Origin of the sequence: Priestia sp. SIMBA_032 (assembly GCF_046535215.1) — a bacterium.
GTDB classification, from domain to species: Bacteria; Bacillota; Bacilli; order Bacillales; family Bacillaceae_H; genus Priestia; species Priestia aryabhattai.
Window position 1 is genome coordinate 1 of record NZ_JAWRXD010000068.1, and the last position, 1033, is coordinate 1033.

Genomic DNA, 1033 nt, shown 5'->3' on the forward strand with positions numbered 1-1033 from the left:
CGTATTAAATATATTGAAGAACATTTAAAAGTGATTAAGCTTGCTATACAAGAAGGCATTCACCTAAAAGGATATTACGCTTGGTCTGTTATTGATTTATTAAGCTGGTTAAATGGTTATAAAAAACAATACGGATTCATTTACGTAGATCATAACGATAACTTAAACCGAAAGAAAAAACTCTCATTTCATTGGTACAAGCATATTATTGAAACGAGAGGAGAAGAGCTATAAGGAAAAACAAAACCTCTTGATTTTGATCAAGAGGTTTTGTGTATAATAGAGGCAGTAAATTATTGAGAATGCAGACTAGGGAGATTATATGGCTATAAAATATAAAGAAATTGCAGATCGTTTAGAAAAAGAAATTCGAGATGGAAAGTTTAATCAAACGAAAAAACTACCTACAGAAGAAGAATTGATAAAAGAATTTGAAGTAAGTCGTAATACAATAAGAAAAGCAGTGACTCAGCTTGTTAATCGTGGCTATATTTATCAAGTCCAAGGAAGTGGTATGTTTCTGCGTGAGGAATCTGTCACAGACTATATTAACTTAGGCAGCCTTAGAGGGCTAACGAAAGACTTACAGTCTAAAAAAGTGGAGACTAAAATTCTTGCTCTGCATATAGTAGAAGCTGATGAATTAACTGCAAAAAGTTTAAGATGTGAACCCGGAACTAAGCTATATTATGTGAAACGGCTGAGAATTGTAGATGAGGAGCCTTTTTCTATTGAGATCAGTTACTTTAAAAAAGATGTAGTTCCTTATTTAAATGAAGAAATTGCGTCAAATTCTATTTATAGTTACCTAATCGATGATTTAGAATTAAACATTGGATTTGCTGATAAAGTCATTAACTGCGAAAAAATCGATGAAGAAAGTGCAGAACTTCTTAATATACACCCATTGGATCCAGCATTGATTATTGAAAATACCGTATGTTTAACGAACGGAACAATCTTTGAATGGTCAAAGTCAATCTTTCACTTTCAAAAAGCAAAAATCTTAAATCGTATCAATTTTAAATAACAT

2 protein-coding genes are annotated in these 1033 nt (G+C 31.6%); both read left to right on the top strand.

Going from position 1 to position 1033, the window contains the following annotated elements; translation table 11 throughout:
* Window positions 1–234 (top strand): family 1 glycosylhydrolase (locus SB717_RS33330; protein ID WP_410907066.1); only part of this gene is annotated, 234 nt, incomplete at its 5' end.
* 88 nt (window positions 235–322) lie between these two features.
* Window positions 323–1030, top strand: a complete 708-nt coding sequence (locus SB717_RS33335) for a GntR family transcriptional regulator (RefSeq protein WP_374149543.1) — start codon at window positions 323–325, stop codon at window positions 1028–1030.
* Window positions 1031–1033 lie beyond the last annotated feature (3 nt).

Bases quoted from the DNA above. Each gene is read 5' to 3' on its own strand.
- SB717_RS33335 (WP_374149543.1), top strand. From the start codon at position 323: ATGGCTATAAAATATAAAGAAATTGCAGATCGTTTAGAAAAAGAAATT.